Below are 16,653 nucleotides of genomic sequence, written 5' to 3' on the forward strand. Positions count from 1 at the left end.
CACCATTTGTTCATAATGTCTGTTGTAAGGCCATTCTTTCTTGGCCAATCTCTTTATCATACGTTCTGGATTATAACCCGTTTTTAGGTTGCCAGATTTCATGGGCTGCTTCTAAGATTAAATCTTGAAAAGGAGAATTTACGCGGACAAAAGCTACAATAGGTTTAGGCGTAACGGCAAATTTTCCGCCCTGAAATATCTCTCCTGTTAATAAGCTAATCCATTCTCCGGGTGGTAGCCAGCAAGAAACCGACTTGGGCGTTTCTGTAAGCTGGGGAACGACCAGTAAATCGTTTCCTACAAAGAACTGCTTTTGGGCTTGCAGCGCTTCCGGTGCGTCTGATGCTACTAAAAAACTATGCCGAATGATAGGGTATCCAAGTTCGGTAGCTTCATTGCCACACGCTAACCAATAGGGAATCAATTTTCGATGAAACCTTGCCCAACGGGCAAGTTGGCGTTGTAACGAATCATGGGTATAAAATTGGCAATTTCTTTCAGGAATAAGTCCCTCATGGGTTCTAAAAACCGGCAAAAAAGCGCAAAAAGCCATCCAAACTTCCAGCATATTACAATCACGGCGATATTCGGGAAGAAGTGGTAAATGTAAGTTGGTGTAGCCGCCAATATCTCCGTGATTTTGGCTGATTCCACTAAAGCCACCGGAAAGAATACCCCGAAACTGAGCCATTAATCCATCATTGGTTTGAAAAGAGGTGGTCTGATCGCCTGCCCAAAATAACTGGCTGTTTTTGACGGAATTACGGAATCCTGACCTATTAAATATCAGTAAATCAGGATGTTCTGCTGCTATTTCAGCCATGAGTTCTATCCATAAATCGGCATAGTCGTTGTGGTCAGATAAGGTGCAGATTCTTTTGTAGGAACGGCTTCCCGGCGGGAGCCATTCTCCAAAATCAGCCATCCAGCCTGATAACCCATTTCCGATGAGATTTTTGGCTATTAATTCTTTAAACCAAACTTTTGCTTTAGGGTTCCAAATATCTAAAAGTACGGCTTTAGAGCCACCGACAGATAGTTTAAAAGGTTCATTAGAAGGAGTTTGGATGGCAAAACCACGTGTAATAACTTCTTTGCCGATGCTTCCTTCGGGTGCAAAAAAAGGATTTATGTATCCCAAAACATGAATTCCGGCACCTAATAATGAATCGCATACTGATTTAAAATTCGGATAACGTGCTTCATCAGGCAGCCAGTTCCACCATAAACGGGTTCCTAACTGGGTTTTTCGGCTGCCAACCCAATCTTGTATCCAGATTGCCTCTACCGGATTTTCTGCTGCAAGAGATTGTTTTAACACAGGAAGGACTTTTTTCCAGCCACCTTGAATTCCCAATATTGATCCGTAAGCCCAAAAAGGTAAGGGGCGCATTCTGCCGGTAGTGTTTGTATAAGTTTGAATAAGTTCTAAGGGGCTTTGGGCTACTGCCCATTCTAAATTTGGCTTTTCATCCCAAAAAGACCACTCAATCAAGTTAGGATAACGAAAGTTGGCAATTTGATAGCCGGATAAATTAGACCAAACGGCTCTCGTTTGGCTGAGAAAAAAAGGTATTGGTGCGTATGTCGTATATTGGCTTCCTTGTGCTCCGGCAACTGAGACAATTCTTGATATTGGCTGGTCGCCACGCCCAACGCCTTGTTCTTCAACTAATAAAGGGATTTCATGGCCATTGACTTGTATGGTAGAATACTGCTCCCCGCCACCAAACCAAGGTTCTCGTTTGGTTTTACTAAAACGAAGAGTGCGTTTATTGGCCGGTATTGAATCTATAAATTGTATATTTATTGTTTTATTGGAAGATTGCGATAGATGGATATAGAACCGAAAAGTTCCCTGATAATTACGTACTTCACCCCGAATAACGACTGAGTTTTCGGTTGAAAAAGTATCCAACAAGCGGGAATATTCCCAAGCTGTTTCTACCCGTTGGCTCACTTCAATAATTCCTGACCGAAAAGAAGTCTTTACAGTGTTTCGGTAAGCACTCATCGGATAACTTCTGGGAATAGAAAATACGGATGTACTATCCAGAAATACCGTTACTTCGGCATCTTTCAGTTCACACCAAATTTGCCCGTTTACAATATTAAAACTGCAAAAAGTATAAAGCAAAACAATTAATAACCAATTAAATTGCCGCATTTAAGGTACGTTATTTAGATTTTGCAAATTTCATTGGATAGCCAACGTGGATAGTTCCTTTTTGAATTTTTTGAAGTTTGGTATAAATCAGTTGTTTTTTGAGCGGGCTAAGATAATCTGTAAACAAAACTCCCTCCAAATGGTCATATTCATGCTGAATAATTCGTGCCTTTGTTCCTGAATAGGTTTCTGTATATTGTACCCAATGTTGGTCAAAATATTGAATATGAATAAGTTGTTTTCTGGATATATCTTCACGAATATCTGGAATGCTTAGGCATCCTTCGTTAAACGCCCAGTTTTGTCCACTTTGTTCAATAATGGTTGGGTTTATGAATACCTTTTTGAAGTTAGACATATCTTCGTTGGGGGTATCTGGGTCTTTATCTTCTTTGTCCATTGGGGTGCCGTCCACAATAAACAGGCGGATATCCAGCCCTATTTGGGGAGCTGCTAACCCAACTCCATGAGCATTGTACATTGTATCATACATATTATCAATGAGTTGAGATAGGTTAGGATAATCTGATGTAATGTTTTTGGCTTTTGCTCTAAGTACTGGAGAGCCATAGCCTACTATTGGAAGAATCATAATTGTGTATTTAGATAAGATTGGAGCAAAATTACGGCTGCGGTTCTATCTACAAGCAGTTTATCTCGTCTGTCTGATTTTTTTAAGCCGGCAGCCAGCATAGTTTGATGTGCCATTTTGGAGGTAAAGCGTTCGTCCCAAAGTAAAATAGGGATATTGGGATAGCGTTTTTGAAGACTTTTTTCAAGTTGTCTTACTGCTTGGGTTGCGTCCGTATCTGTGTTTTGGAGTGTTTTGGGGTAGCCAAGGATGATTTTTTCTACGTTTTGTTGTGATAAATAGTGATGTAAAAATGGGAAGAGTTCGTTTGTGGCGCACGCGTGTAGCGGAGTTGCGATTACCTTAAGTGGGTCTGTATGAGCTAATCCACAGCGTTTTGAGCCGTAGTCAATAGCGAGGATTCTGGGCATTTAGAATGAAGTTGTTACTGAAACTTGAAATCCGTTAGAGGCGGGAACTACCCGACAAAGCCCGCCAACACAAACTAAGCCGGCACGTTGTCTCGCATAACCTACGGTTAATCGTGAATTACCGCGTTGGTAACCTATCTGGCTGCTAAGGTAGTGAATACGTTGCATTTTTTCTTTATTTCCGTAATTATACTCATCAAAAACAGCCAGAAACCAATGGGGTGAAATTGTGTATTCCAGTAAACCCATCATCCAATTGCCCATATCTTGCTTGGTAAGGAGTTGCTGGGCTTCCATGCGGATGCTGTGTTTAGCATTAATCTTAAACAATGCCTCTAAAACCCACATATTTGCATAAACAGTTCCGACTCCAGAAAGCCCTTGAATCTTATCTTTGTCATACACTATGTTGAAATAAGCAGCGGTAAGTTTTAATTTAGAGGATATTTTTCGGTTAATTTCTATATTAAAGTCGCGGTAAAACATTCGTTTTCCGATGCTAAAGAACTTAGATTCATAGCCCAGTCCGTTGGATAGCTGTGTGGTATCAATATTTTGGACGATAGAAAAGTTCATGGTAATATTGGTGCCATATTTTCCGCCGAGAGAAGTTTCTTTGGGAAGGTTCAGGTAAAGGTCTCCTTGCAATCCCATTTCACCAAGTGGCTGAGTAGCATATAAATACAATGTATTTAATCGGTAAGTGTGCTGTTTGGCGATTGGGGGCATAAAGTTGATGTTTAGGTTATTGCCGGAAGCGGTTCTATCAGAACGGAAGTCCATATTATCTAAACGTTTAGCATTGAGAGAGAACCCAAGGTTTTTACGGGCATAAGATAAGGTTAGGAGTAATGCTTCTCCATTTTTATAGATGAATGAATTTACGGCGGAGGGGTCGTTCACTTTATGGGCATATTCAGCAAAGAGGTTTACTTTTCCTACTTTAAAGTTTAGCCGGGCTGCCCATGTACCTACATTTTCCGGCAGGCGATAAACGGGGTCTTGGTCAGGTTGATATTTACTAACAAAGCCGCCTCCTACGGAGATTTGGGTTTTCCAAGTGCCGCTGGTGTCTAACAATTCATTAAGAGACACTTCTCCGTCAACGCCCCGTACGATTCCTTGCCCTAAAGTGAAAAACGACCGTTGCCTACCCCAAATACCTTTTACCGTAACCCCTGAAACAGGTCTGATTTGAACCCCAAAACCGTCCACACTATTATCATAGCCTAATGACCGGTCATCAAAAGTTCGTAATATCAAGCCGGAGCCGAATTGCTCATACACATTACCGATAGTTACCTCCAAAAAGTCAGATGTAAACTTAGCAAAGCGGTATGGAATTCCGCTTCCGGTGTAGCGCGGGTCAAATCCCAAAAGCGGGTTCAAATAATGTTCATAACGAAACCCTGCCGAAAAATGCCCTTTGTACCATAAAATATTCGTAAACATATTAGAACGAGCCTTTTCCGGAACTTTTGGCGTTCCAATAATTGAATCATATTGGTAAGTTTGTGCGTCAAACTGCATATTTCCCGTTACAGTGCCTATCTGAGAAGTTATCTCCTGAATGCGAGTTTCCATTTCAGACTGACCATATAACCTATGAATACAACCTGAAATTATGATGACCAAAAGTGTACGTAGCATTACCACAAAATTGAAAAAAACTGGCTATAAGTAACCTTAAAAATCACAAAATAAAATAAAAAAGATTTTTGGAACAGACTAAAAATAATATAGCTTACTAAGAACCCAAAAACGCTATTAAATCTCCCTAAAATAAAGTATTAAAACGCTTTTTTACTTAGAGAAAATAGGGTAAAAACCTTATATTTACTTGGTGTATGGTTGATAAAAAAATATACAAGTAGTTGTTTTCGTTTTAACTTTGCGGGTTGTTACACTATAAATTGGTTTATGTGGAATTTTGAAAGTCTATGGAAATCTCTTACGCCGCAAAAGACTACCGGTAATAGTGATTTGTATGGAATAAATGTGGATACGCTAACCGCTACAAATGGCTGGCAACCAATACGCTATATTCGTCCGGAATTATCCCTTGATGATTTGACTTCAGAATTTGTGCTCTCTGCAAATGCTGTTAGTGGAGCATTATATCAAAGACAAAATGATGATTTATATTCCCTTTCGGGTAGATTTTCAGCATTAACAGAGCAGCCGGAAGAGATTTCCGGCAAAGACGGCTTAGTTGGGGGGGCTATTCAAAGTAAACGATTATTCGTTTACAATGAACTGCCGGAAAATAGCTATACCATCGAAGCAGGGGCAATTACCCTACCTATTCAAGCTATGGTGATTTTACCCGCAATTTTTGACGACGAAGTAGTCGGATTTATACAACTATTTAGTTTAAAAACAATTGATGAAAAAACCCAAAAATGGCTAACAACCCAATCAGGGATTTTAGGCTTAATATTACAAGTCAGAACCGGCTTAAATACCGGCGGGGCGCTGTCTCCGCAAATAGCAGAGCAGTTTGAAACTTTTAAACAAAAAATACAAGCCATAGACACAACCTTTGCCTCTATATCATTGCATCCAGACGGCACAATAGTAGAGGCTAACACCATATTCTGCAACCTGTTAGGAACAGATATACTACATCTAAAAGGAAAAAAAATAACCTATTTTTTAGCAGATGTTGATGAGGAACTACAAAACTTCAACTTTCTTTGGGAAAATCTCTCTCAGCAGCCTATCAGCGGAGTACACTTGGCATTTTCCCGAAAAAATAAAGAACTAACTTGGCTGCTTGCTCAAATTACACCCATTCAAAATGAATCGGGAAATATTACGAGTATTCAAATCTTAGGAACAGATTTTACTGAAACCATAACGGCTATCCAATCCTATCAGGAAATGGAAGCATTGTTTAAAGCTACCGAAGAGCAAAGTATAACGAACATCGAACTGTTAGAAGGAGCTGTATCGGAAATGGAAAAACAGCGAGAAGCCCTCTCTAATGCACTATTACTTGGGCAAATTGGCCCTTGGGAACTTGATATAGCCAATCAAGTACTGATACTAAGCTTAGAGTATGCCCATCTTATGGGTATGGAAGAAGCCATAGAAATCCCTATTAACCAATACATAAATGAATGGGTACATCCGGAAGATACCCCAATTCTGAATGAGGCGTTACAAAATATATTATCTCAAGGCTCTGAAGCAGATTTAGCCTCATTTATTTACAGACTGCGCCGTGTAGATGGTGAATATATTTACGTCAATACCCGCTTACAAGCCTATGATGCAGAATCCCAAAAACTAACAGGCACAACCCAAGATATTGATACTATTTGTAAGGTTGAAATTGAATTAGAAGAAAGAAACAGACGTATTGAAAAGCACAATCAGATTCTACTTTCTCTAACCCAAAAAGACTTAGTATCTATTCCTCTTGCTGAAACATTAGCTAAACTAACCGAAGCTGCTGTGGATACATTGGAAACAGACCGTTCGAGTGTTTGGTTTTACGATGATGCACAAACCAAAATATCATTATTGGATTTATTTGATAAAGATGTTCAAGGGCATTCGCAAGGGATGGATTTGTTTGCAAAAGATTTCCCCAAATATTTTGAAGCACTTAAAGAAGAGCGCGTTATATCCGCTGAAGATGCCCATATAGATCCAGCTACAGCAGAGTTTTCCGAAGTCTATCTAACTCCTTTGGGTATTAACGCAATGTTAGATGCCCCAATTCGATATAGAGGTAAAACCGTGGGGGTGCTTTGTAATGAACATAAAGCTAATTCACGCCAATGGACCCCGGACGAAGTAAACTTCGCTACTTCTATTGCTGATTTTATTTCCTTAGCATTGGAAGCCGATGTTCGCCGCCAAAAAGAACAAGAAATCCGAAACCTAAACGAAAACCTTGAAAAAATAGTTGAAGAACGAACCCAAGAACTTCGTTTAGCTCAAAACAAACTGATTATCAGTGAAAAAATGGCATCACTGGGGCAATTGGTAGCCGGTGTAGCCCACGAAGTAAACACCCCCATTGCGGCTATTAAAGCCTCTGTCAGAAATATGATCCGAATTTTACCCGAAATTATCATCGAAGCACCGATTATTTTAAGTGAAATGGATGACGCTACCAAAAAAGTTTTCTTAGAAATGATAGAGCAAGCACTTAATAATGAACCCATTCAAAGTACCCGTGACCGCAGAACACTACAACGAGAAATTGTTCGCACTCTCGAAGAAGAAGGAGTGGATAATGCCAATACTATCGCCTCAAATTTAACCGAAGTTCGTATTTACAAAAACGTAGAAAATATTTTACCACTTTTGTTAAATAAAGATGCAACCCGCTTAATAGATAATGCGTATAAACTTGGCCAAATGAAAGTGAATATGGATAATATCTCCATCGCTGCTGATAAAACTTCTAAAATCGTTTTTGCCCTCAAAAACTACTCCCACGTTAGCCAAGAAGATACAGCTACTCCTATGCAACTCGCTGAAAGTATTGATAATATCTTAACATTATACAGTAACCAAACAAAATACGGCGTAACAATAAATAGAAACTACAGCAAATGCCCTTCCGTGTTGGTTTATCCAGATGAAATTGGGCAAGTATGGACAAACATTATTCACAATGCTCTATATGCTATGAAGTATAACGGAACACTATCTATTGGTATTGAATCAGATACAGAAAATGTTATTGTTAAAATATCGGACACAGGGCCGGGTATCCCTGAAGATATTCAGCACCGCATATTTGAGCCTTTCTTTACCACAAAACCACAAGGCGAAGGAACAGGGTTAGGATTAGATATTTGCCGAAAAATTGTAGAAAAACACAATGGCACAGTTTCACTCCAATCTGAACCCGGAAACACAACCTTTACAATCACATTACCTCAATCCAATAATTAATTGCTCATGAATAAGCCCATAATACTACTTGCAGACGATGAGATGACCGTTTTGGATAGTTTACTTTACCAACTAAAAAGCCATCTCGGAAATAAATATCAATACGAAATAGCCCAATCAATTACAGAAACCGACGAACTCATTGATGAGTTTATTAGCAATGGACAGGAGATAGCACTTTTAATATTTGACTGGCTAATACCACCCGAAAATACAGATAAGCTATTAGTAAAAACACGTAAAAAACTACCTAATGCAAAAATAATCATGCTTTCAGGTTATGCAGACCAAGCCTCTGTTGATAAAGCATTTAAAGAGGCCCACTTAGATAGATTTATTCGCAAACCTTGGGACGAACTTAGTATCTTAAAAGAAATAGACACGCTACTCGAAAAATAGCTCCGAAATTATGGCTAAACTAACAATCCTGTGTGTTGATGACGAAATAACAGTTCTACAAAGTTTAGAACAAGAGCTTAGATTTGGGCTGGGAGAAGATTGCTCTTTTGAAATCGCCCAAAGCGGCGAAGAAGCCTTAGAAATTATTGATGAATTAACGCAAGGCGGGGATAGTAATATTCCGGTAATAATTTCAGACCAGTTAATGCCAGGTATGAAAGGCGATCAATTTTTAATTGAAGCACACAAAAAGATTCCACAAACCCAAAAAATAATGCTGACCGGCCAAGCAAGCGCAGACTCCGTAGGCCGAGCCTTAAACCAAGCTAAACTATATCGCTACATCCCAAAACCATGGGAAGAAAAAGACTTACTCTTAACGGTTAGAGAAGCCATCAAAAGCTATCTTACTAATAAACAGTTAGAAGCACAGATTAAAATATTAGGGGATTTAAACACAGTTGGAAGGCAATTATCAGCAGAAATAGACCCCTATAAACTCATCCCGCTATTGCTTTCCAATGCAATAAAAAGTATCGGCGCAGAATCCGGCGCAATTATATTCACAAACCCGAATGAATCCCTTTCTATTAAATGTAAAATCATAGACGGAGAACCCTCTTTCTCGTCTGATTTTGAGACAATTCCTTTTGAACTTATCAATAGCGTGATTGCTACCCAAAATACTTGTGTGCTGAAAAATGCTTGGCGCATTGGGGACTGGTCATCCTTAGGAACCATTGCCAGTAGAAAAGTTCGCAGCATCTATGCTGCTCCAATGTCCAACTACGGCCACTTTATAGCCTGCCTATACCTCGAACACGCCACAAAAACTGATTTTTTTGACACTAATAAACAAGAATTTTTAAAACTATTTCTTGCACAAGGGGCAATATCTATAGATAATGCTATGGTTTACAAAAACTTAGAAGATTTAGTTACAGAAAGAACAGCATCATTGGAGCATAAATCTAAGGAATTAGCCGATGCCAATCGTGATTTAACGGATAGCATTTACAGTGCCTTACGCTTACAACACGCTGTTTTGCCGCATAAAAATATGCTGCAAGAAATTTTTCCGGATTCTTTTATCCTAAATTTACCTCGTGATATTGTAAGCGGCGATTTTTATTGGTTTGGGGGAGACAAAAACAGCCTAATGCTTGCCGTAGCAGATTGCACAGGACATGGCGTCCCCGGAGCTATGCTTTCAATGCTTGGCGCAAATTTCCTAAACCAAATTTATCAAGCAAACCCGTTTCTAAGACCTTCGGAACTACTTAACCACCTTAGAGTTGCAGTTTATCAATCCCTGAATAGCCAAGGAGAAATTGTTTCAGAAGGAATTGATATTAGCGTTTGTTTGTTTTTACCAAAACAAAATAAAATACTGATGTTACGCAAGGATATCATTAATTTAGCTGTATGAATGTTGAAAACATAGCCGACCTATACCAACAATCTCTGATGATATATCAGGGACAAGTAACCTGCACGGGAATATCTTTACTGATGGAAGGCAGCCTCAGCCATGATAGATTCACACGACTTTTATCGAGTGGAAATTTGAATGAAGAATATTTATGGAAGCGCGCCAAACCACTTTGCTATGAAATCAGGAGCAAGGATGCCGTTCTAATCATAGATGAAACCATAGAAGGCAAACCATACACGGATGAAAACGAATTAATCTGCTGGCATTTTGATCACGCCAGTAGAAGAAATGTAAAAGGAGTTGCTATGCTCACTGCATTGTATCACAGCAATGAGATGAGTGTTCCAGCGGGAGTAGAATTTATTACCAAGCCAATTAAAACAGTGAATGCAAAAGGCAAGCAGGTGAGAAAAAGCCGCATTGGAAAAAATGAACTGTTTCGAAAAATGGTGAACCATGCTTTTTGGAATTTAGATTTTGAATATGTACTTTCAGATAGTTGGTTCGGCAACAGCGAGAACATGAAATTCATTGCTCAAAAACACAACGGGAAATTTATTTTTGCTCTCAAGTCAAATCGGAAAGTTGCCTTGACACTGGATGATAAGCAAAACGGTCGTTACACAAGTATTAAGTCCCTGAAGCCGGAAGGGCGCACTGCGGTGGTGTGGGTTGAGCAGTTGGATTTCCCAATTCTCATTGCATGCCAAATTTTCACAAACGAGAATGATACTGCTGCGCTCTATCTGGCTTCTAACGACTTAAATTTGTCATACGAGCAAATCACTGCAATCTATCACAAACGATGGAAAGTAGAAGAGTATCACAAATCCATCAAGAGCAATGCTTCGTTTGCCAAATCACCTACACGCACAATAACAACACAAAAAAGTCATTTCATTGCTTCGCTGACAGCGTTTAATCGGTTTGAATTACTGAAAGTAAGAAAAAACAAAAGTCATTTTGCACTGAAAAATTATTTGAACATAGTAGCACTACGAAAAGCAAAGGAAGAATTACAGCATTTATTAACACCAAGTCTTAAAAATACTACTTAATATTGCGTAACATCAGTAAAATATTTATTTCCGGCACCAGAAGGCCGGTTTGGATGCAACGAAAAGGAGAAATTATCAAAATAGATACCGATAGAATCCAAATCAGCGGCAACCCACATGATTTCAAAGATGTTCATTTTACTGACTTAGAGGTTTATACAGAGCCGGGAGATTGCCTTTATATGCTCTCAGACGGCTTTACAGACCAATTCGGTGGACCACATAATAGAAAATTCTCCCGTAACCGATTTATGAAACTCTTAACCGGAATAGCTCAAGATGCAATGGCTGAACAAAGCCAAAAAATCACCGGCACATTAGACGACTGGAGAGGCCAGCGCCCGCAAACAGATGACATTTTAGTAATCGGAATCAGAATAACTTAACAATAACCAACTAACTTTATGGAAAATATCGCAAGAGGCAATATTAAGCAAATGATAGATACAATCATTCTGAAAAGATCTAAAGGAAATCCACTTTTGGTGGGCGTTACCCGAACCAAATTATTACTCAAAGGAATTAACGTAAATAAATTTACAGAGACTTCCTCTGATGACCCAGTTATTATTCATAAACTACTGTTAATTGCAAAAGAATTAGGTGTAGCTATTTAAAAATCAGAAATTAAAATTAAAAAATATGCGTGTTTCTACAGGATTTTCGCAGCGTCCGACTGTTATCGAAGCTGTTGCAGAAGTTAAAAGAAAGCTATCCGGCTGCCAAAACCCAAAGTTGGTAATGTACTTTTCATCCATGATATATCCGCAGACAGAACTTGCATTGGCAATGAAAATAGCCTTTCCAGAAGCAGAAACTTTTGGCTGCACTACTGCCGGAGAACTCTCTACCGGATATATGGGACAACACTCCCTTGTGGCCTTAGCTGCTGATAACACTATTTTTGAAGATGTATTCGTTACCGTAATCGAAAATATAAGTTCAGAACCATCTGTTAGTAAGTCTGTTGGATTAATAGAACAACATTTTGGTACTTCGTTTGGCGACCTTGATTTCGCTCAATACGGGGGTTTTATTTTTACTGACGGAATGAGCCTTGGGGAAGAAAAAGTGATGGATAAGCTTGGTGATTTAACCAATATCACAATTATAGGTGGTTCGTCCGGTGATGACCTACAATTTAAAGAGACCTATATCTTTGCAAATGGCTTTGCACACAAAAATGCCAGCGTATTAGCTGTGTTTAAGGCAGCTACTCGTTTTGAAGTCCTTAAAACCCAAAGTTTTGACATCTGCGAACCCGTTTTAACAGCTACCAAAGTTGATGAAGCGAGCCGAAAGGTATTAGAATTTAACGGAAAACCCGCCACAGTAGCGTATGCCGAAGCAATCGGAACAAACCCAGAAAACTTGTCGGACTTCTTTATGAGCAATCCCTTAGGCTTAGTCTCTGACGGAGACCCATACGTCAGAAGTCCACAACAAATTCAAGAACAAGCCGTCTGCTTCTATTGCCAAGTATTAGAAGGAATGGAACTCTCGCTGCTTCAATCCCGAGATATTGTACAAGACACACGGAGAGATTTAAACGCAAAAATCGCAGAATTTGGCCCAATCGCTTGTCTTTTTAACTTTCATTGTATCCTGAGAACCTTGGAACTTAGGGCAAAAAAACAAGAGGCAAGTTACGCCACTCTATTTAACGAAATCCCTACTATCGGTTTCTCTACTTATGGAGAGTCTTACGTAGGGCACATCAACCAAACTTCTACGATGCTTGTTTTCGCTTAGAAAACATCATCGAAATACAGCACCGTTTTTGCTAACTACAGTAAAGCACTTATTGTCAGCTAATTCATTGCGAATAATAGTCTTCCTAACAATAGGTTAAGCTATGGCAGCAGCAAGGTTTCGGTTAGGTTGGGTAGTTTTCTGCATAGCAATAGTATTGCATGGAGTTACGTTCATCCAAGCTAACCGAACGGCTGATATTTATCAGGATGACTCTGTATTCTACCTGACAATAGCCAAAAACTTATGGAAATCAGGAACATTCAGCCAATCTTTTTTTGAACCGTTAATTGCTGATATACAGAGGCTTCCGGGTTATCCAATATTTCTAATAATGGGTTTTTTCAGCCCATTTGTAGTTTTATTGCTTCAGCATATTTTGGTGTTTACATCTGCTATTATACTGTATAAAGCAGTTTCTTTATATCTGCCGCCAAAAGCAGCGCGAAAAGCAGCTTGGTTATTTATCCTGCTGCCAATGCCGATTGTGTTTTCCAATTTATTATTAAGCGAAATTTTAGGTATCTGGGGAATTTGCTGGGTAATATGGTTCTGGGCAAAATATCACCGACAAGATAAAGTTAAATACGGAGTTATCACTGTCATTCTGGCAACTTTACTCTTTTATGTGAAACCAATAGCACTGGCATATCTCCCGATAATTACGATAAGTATTTCAGGTTTAATGATTTACAGAAGGAAAATAACGGTAGCCTTAGCTGTAATCTGTTTGCCTATTTTGATGTTATTACCTTGGAGCATTCGTTACTACACAATAACCGGAAAGTTAGGTTTATCAACACTCATTGAAACAAATGCTTATTATGGCAGGGTAGGTGGCTTTTCGGCTTGGCTTGTTGGAGAAAACCAACGTGATGATGCAATTACCTTTGTAGCTGCAGATTCTATCGCCTGCAAAAATTATCCGGATAAAACCATCAAAACATATTCCGCTACGTATTGCACCCAAGAAACAGAAATAATCAGTATCCCGATAACAACAACGTTTATAGAACTGGTATTTCAAAATCCATTAGGCTTTTGTATCTGGCTGATAGAAGTTATCTTTCAGCAACTATCTGGATTAGGATACGAAACCTCTTTTCAAATTACTCATAATAAGATAATTAGTATAATTTTTGCAGCGATGCAAGTTGTTGTTTCCGGAATTTGGCTTCTCACAATAGTAAAATATTTTCAAACGATTTCTCAGCAGCCTTTGATAAGTCATTTTATCTTGGTAATTATCGTGCTTCATTTTGCCGCTACCGCTGTAGGTTGGGCAGACGGACGGTTTAGATTGCCAATTGAGCCACTGTTATGTGTACTCACGGCGTTAAATATTCCCACTAAAATACAACCGAATAAAACTACCGAAAAATAATGCCTCAAAAACGAAGTTTTACTATAAAACTATATCGTTTTTACGTGATAAATAAGAGATAAAAGCCGCTAACTTTGCCGGTTGAAAACGGATATTTTTATCATTAAGCTACATTATTAATACTATCATCAAAATATGGAATTTGGAACTAAGGTAATTCATGCCGGTGTTGAGCCGGATCCACTAACAGGAGCCGTAATGACTCCGATTTACCAAACATCAACCTATGCGCAAGAAGCTCCCGGCAAACATAAGGGCTACGAGTATGCCCGGACGCAAAACCCTACCCGAGCTGCCTTACAAAAAGCATTAGCTGCACTCGAAAATGCCCAATTTGGACTCTGCTTTAGCTCCGGAATGGGTGCCATAGATGCCGTAATCAAGCTATTAAACCCAGGAGATGAAGTTATTGCAACCAACGACCTGTACGGAGGCACTTACCGCCTATTTGTCCGCGTATTTCAACGCTATGGAATACGCTTCCACTTCGTTCCAATGAACGACTTAGAACTCGTTCGGCAAACAATTACGCCCAAAACAAAACTATTTTGGGTCGAAACACCCACAAACCCATTACTTAATGTTATTGATATTAAGAAAATTACCAGTATAGCTGCGCAGAAAAATATTTTAACGGTAGTAGATAATACATTTGCTTCGCCATATCTTCAAAATCCATTAGACTTGGGCGCAGATATAGTGATGCACTCGGTTACTAAATATTTAGCCGGACATAGCGATGTTGTAATGGGTTCATTGCTAACTAATAACACTGAATTAGCGGAGCAATTACAATTTTTGCAAAATAGTTGTGGTGCTGTTCCCAGTCCTCAGGATTGTTTTTTAGTTCTCAGAGGCTTGAAAACCTTATGTGTGCGTATGCAGCGGCATTGTGAAAACGCACGTGCTATTGCCGAAATGTTGAGCAATCATCCAAAAGTTTCGCGTGTATATTACCCCGGACTAACTACTCATCAAGGCCACGAAGTAGCCAAAACTCAAATGAGAGACTTCGGCGGTATGATCTCTTTTACGCTAAAAGACGATACCACCGAAGCCGCTATGAAATTTTTAACCTCTACACATCTTTTTACTTTGGCAGAAAGTTTGGGAGGCGTAGAGTCGTTAGTCGGCCATCCGGCAACCATGACCCATGCTTCAATACCTAAGGAAGAACGGCTGAAAGCCGGCCTAACAGATTCTCTGATCAGGCTTTCTGTTGGCATTGAAGATATTAAAGATTTAAAGGCTGATATTCTAAACGCGCTCTAAGATAACGCTTTGGCCTTGTCCTACACCTACACACAGGGTTGCTAAGCCGTACAGGAAGTTAGGATTCCGATGGAGTTCATGTGCTAATGTACCGATAATTCTGGCACCGGAGCAACCCAATGGGTGCCCCAGAGCAATAGCTCCGCCATTTACATTGACTTTTTGGCTGTCAATATTTAGTTCCTGCAAGCAGGCTAGGCTTTGAACTGCGAAGGCTTCATTGAGTTCTACTAAGTCTAAGTCTGCTGCGGATATTCCGGCACGTTTTAGGGCTTTTTGGGTGGCCGGCACAGGGCCAATTCCCATGATGTCTGGACTGACTCCGGAAACAGCCGCCGTTACAAAACGAGCTAATGGCTTCATTCCAAATTCTTTGTACAGCTGTTCACTACCAATAACAAGAGCAGCCGAACCGTCATTGATACCGGAAGAGTTTCCGGCAGTTACGGTACCTCCTTTTTTAAAAGCTGGCTGCAATGCAGCCAGTTGTTCTACCGTAGCCAAACGCGGATGTTCATCTTTGTCAAACGAAATAGGGTTTCCTTTTTTTTGAGGAATTAATACAGGGATGATTTCTGCATCAAATTTTCCGGTTTGGTGAGCTTGCTGATATTTTAGTTGAGAATGATAGGCAAATTCATCTTGGGCAGTTCTTGAAATTTGGTATTTTTCGGCTAAATTCTCGGCGGTTTCTCCCATAGAATAGGGATAAAAACGTTTTGCTAACTCGGGGTTTGTAAAACGCCAGCCAATAGTTGTGTCAAAAAGCATTGAATTTCTGCCAAAAGGCGTTTCTGATTTAGATAAAACGTATGGGGCACGGGTCATGCTTTCTACGCCACCGGCAAAAAATAAATCGCCTTCACCGCAGGCTACAGCACGATATGCAGCAGATACGGCCTCTAAACCGGAAGCACATAAACGATTTAGGGTTACACCTCCGGACGTTATCGGTAAATCAGCCAACAACAATGCCATTCGGGCTACATTTCGATTGTCTTCACCGGATTGATTGGCATCACCGGCATAAACATCTTCTAATAAATCTAAGGGCAAGTTTGGATTCCTCTGAACCAATGCCCGAAGCACTAACGCCAATAAATCATCAGGCCGAACCGAAGATAAACTACCACCATGCTTCCCTATTGGAGTTCTGCAGGCATCATAAATAAAAACATCTTTCATCACGAATAAGAATTAAGCAGCCAAAAATACAAGAAATTAATATCAAGCAGCGGTCTATCCGGTATATTCCGAGGTAGTTCTG

General features: G+C 39.7%; 14 protein-coding genes. 9 read left to right on the forward strand and 5 right to left on the reverse strand.

Going from position 1 to position 16,653, the window contains the following annotated elements:
• Nucleotides 1–70 precede the first annotated feature (70 nt).
• The 4 genes from LC115_11945 to LC115_11960 are packed head-to-tail and all read right to left on the reverse strand — an operon-like array spanning nucleotide 71 to nucleotide 4,819.
• Nucleotides 71–2,167: an alpha-glucosidase gene (locus LC115_11945; GenBank protein MCZ2357375.1), complete on the reverse strand. Its 2,097-nt coding sequence runs from the start codon at nucleotides 2,165–2,167 to the stop codon at nucleotides 71–73.
• A gap of 10 nt (nucleotides 2,168–2,177) precedes the next feature.
• Nucleotides 2,178–2,759: a peptide deformylase gene (gene def / locus LC115_11950; GenBank protein MCZ2357376.1), complete on the reverse strand. Its 582-nt coding sequence runs from the start codon at nucleotides 2,757–2,759 to the stop codon at nucleotides 2,178–2,180.
• A complete protein-coding gene (gene ruvX / locus LC115_11955; protein MCZ2357377.1) occupies nucleotides 2,756–3,169 on the reverse strand; it encodes a Holliday junction resolvase RuvX in 414 nt (137 codons plus the stop codon). Before ruvX ends, def begins: the two co-directional genes overlap by 4 nt.
• Nucleotides 3,170–4,819: a DUF6029 family protein gene (locus LC115_11960; GenBank protein MCZ2357378.1), complete on the reverse strand. Its 1,650-nt coding sequence runs from the start codon at nucleotides 4,817–4,819 to the stop codon at nucleotides 3,170–3,172.
• Between the two features lie 270 nt (nucleotides 4,820–5,089).
• On the opposite strand from LC115_11960, the gene LC115_11965 reads away from it, so the two are divergent.
• The 9 genes from LC115_11965 (at nucleotide 5,090) to LC115_12005 (ending at nucleotide 15,386) form a co-directional block, all read left to right on the forward strand.
• Complete coding sequence (locus LC115_11965) at nucleotides 5,090–8,086, forward strand: GAF domain-containing protein (protein MCZ2357379.1); 2,997 nt, start codon at nucleotides 5,090–5,092, stop codon at nucleotides 8,084–8,086.
• Nucleotides 8,087–8,092: 6 nt separating this feature from the next.
• Nucleotides 8,093–8,485, forward strand: coding sequence for a response regulator (locus tag LC115_11970; GenBank protein MCZ2357380.1), 393 nt, complete (start codon nucleotides 8,093–8,095; stop codon nucleotides 8,483–8,485).
• A 10-nt stretch (nucleotides 8,486–8,495) separates the two neighbouring features.
• The gene (locus LC115_11975) at nucleotides 8,496–9,914 is read left to right on the forward strand and encodes a response regulator (protein ID MCZ2357381.1); all 1,419 of its coding nucleotides are present in this window, start codon (nucleotides 8,496–8,498) and stop codon (nucleotides 9,912–9,914) included.
• Nucleotides 9,911–10,978 (forward strand): transposase, encoded by a 1,068-nt coding sequence (locus LC115_11980; GenBank protein ID MCZ2357382.1) that lies wholly within the window; start codon nucleotides 9,911–9,913, stop codon nucleotides 10,976–10,978. The genes LC115_11975 and LC115_11980 overlap by 4 nt, the downstream gene beginning before the upstream one ends.
• Before the next feature lie 2 nt (nucleotides 10,979–10,980).
• On the forward strand, nucleotides 10,981–11,364 hold the full coding sequence (locus tag LC115_11985; GenBank protein MCZ2357383.1) for a SpoIIE family protein phosphatase: 384 nt from the start codon (nucleotides 10,981–10,983) through the stop codon (nucleotides 11,362–11,364).
• Between the two features lie 18 nt (nucleotides 11,365–11,382).
• Nucleotides 11,383–11,595 carry a hypothetical protein gene (locus LC115_11990; GenBank protein MCZ2357384.1) on the forward strand — a complete coding sequence of 71 codons (213 nt, stop codon included), beginning with the start codon at nucleotides 11,383–11,385 and terminating at the stop codon, nucleotides 11,593–11,595.
• Between the two features lie 25 nt (nucleotides 11,596–11,620).
• Nucleotides 11,621–12,730, forward strand: coding sequence for an FIST C-terminal domain-containing protein (locus LC115_11995; GenBank protein MCZ2357385.1), 1,110 nt, complete (start codon nucleotides 11,621–11,623; stop codon nucleotides 12,728–12,730).
• A 103-nt stretch (nucleotides 12,731–12,833) separates the two neighbouring features.
• On the forward strand, nucleotides 12,834–14,114 hold the full coding sequence (locus tag LC115_12000) for a glycosyltransferase family 39 protein (GenBank protein ID MCZ2357386.1): 1,281 nt from the start codon (nucleotides 12,834–12,836) through the stop codon (nucleotides 14,112–14,114).
• 135 nt (nucleotides 14,115–14,249) lie between these two features.
• On the forward strand, nucleotides 14,250–15,386 hold the full coding sequence (locus LC115_12005) for a cystathionine gamma-synthase (GenBank protein MCZ2357387.1): 1,137 nt from the start codon (nucleotides 14,250–14,252) through the stop codon (nucleotides 15,384–15,386).
• On the opposite strand, the gene LC115_12010 is transcribed toward LC115_12005, so the two are convergent.
• Nucleotides 15,372–16,571: an acetyl-CoA C-acyltransferase gene (locus LC115_12010; GenBank protein MCZ2357388.1), complete on the reverse strand. Its 1,200-nt coding sequence runs from the start codon at nucleotides 16,569–16,571 to the stop codon at nucleotides 15,372–15,374. The genes LC115_12005 and LC115_12010 overlap by 15 nt on opposite strands.
• Nucleotides 16,572–16,653: the final 82 nt, after the last annotated feature.

The organism is Bacteroidia bacterium, assembly GCA_026932145.1.
Classification (GTDB): Bacteria; Bacteroidota; Bacteroidia; order J057; family JAIXKT01; genus JAIXKT01.

Coding starts and splice junctions, on each gene's coding strand:
- LC115_11945 (MCZ2357375.1), bottom strand. CDS start 2,167: ATGCGGCAATTTAATTGGTTATTAATTGTTTTGCTTTATACTTTTTGC.
- def (MCZ2357376.1), bottom strand. CDS start 2,759: ATGATTCTTCCAATAGTAGGCTATGGCTCTCCAGTACTTAGAGCAAAA.
- ruvX (MCZ2357377.1), bottom strand. CDS start 3,169: ATGCCCAGAATCCTCGCTATTGACTACGGCTCAAAACGCTGTGGATTA.
- LC115_11960 (MCZ2357378.1), bottom strand. CDS start 4,819: ATGCTACGTACACTTTTGGTCATCATAATTTCAGGTTGTATTCATAGG.
- LC115_11965 (MCZ2357379.1), top strand. CDS start 5,090: ATGTGGAATTTTGAAAGTCTATGGAAATCTCTTACGCCGCAAAAGACT.
- LC115_11970 (MCZ2357380.1), top strand. CDS start 8,093: ATGAATAAGCCCATAATACTACTTGCAGACGATGAGATGACCGTTTTG.
- LC115_11975 (MCZ2357381.1), top strand. CDS start 8,496: ATGGCTAAACTAACAATCCTGTGTGTTGATGACGAAATAACAGTTCTA.
- LC115_11980 (MCZ2357382.1), top strand. CDS start 9,911: ATGAATGTTGAAAACATAGCCGACCTATACCAACAATCTCTGATGATA.
- LC115_11990 (MCZ2357384.1), top strand. CDS start 11,383: ATGGAAAATATCGCAAGAGGCAATATTAAGCAAATGATAGATACAATC.
- LC115_11995 (MCZ2357385.1), top strand. CDS start 11,621: ATGCGTGTTTCTACAGGATTTTCGCAGCGTCCGACTGTTATCGAAGCT.
- LC115_12000 (MCZ2357386.1), top strand. CDS start 12,834: ATGGCAGCAGCAAGGTTTCGGTTAGGTTGGGTAGTTTTCTGCATAGCA.
- LC115_12005 (MCZ2357387.1), top strand. CDS start 14,250: ATGGAATTTGGAACTAAGGTAATTCATGCCGGTGTTGAGCCGGATCCA.
- LC115_12010 (MCZ2357388.1), bottom strand. CDS start 16,571: ATGAAAGATGTTTTTATTTATGATGCCTGCAGAACTCCAATAGGGAAG.